General features: G+C 69.0%; 1 pseudogene. It reads right to left on the bottom strand.

The annotated features are described in order from the left end of the window. Positions 1-245, bottom strand: a pseudogene (locus HA630_RS01790) (AMP nucleosidase); the annotation flags it as partial.

Below are 245 nucleotides of genomic sequence, written 5' to 3'. Positions count from 1 at the left end.
GCCATGCCGGGCAGCTTGATCTCGCCGTGCAGCGGCTTGTCGCTCACGCACAGCAGGGTGCCGTAGGGCACCCGGAAGCGGAAGCCGTTGGCCGCAATGGTGGCACTTTCCATGTCCAGCGCCACCGCGCGCGACTGCGAAAACCGCCGCTGCGGCGTGTTGTCGGGCAGCAGCTCCCAGTTGCGGTTGTCGGTGCTGGCCACGGTGCCGGTGCGCATGATGCGCTTGAGTTCGCCCGGGCCCAG

Source organism: Aquabacterium sp. A08, assembly GCF_011742065.1.
This window is presented reverse-complemented; position numbering and strand designations above follow the sequence as displayed.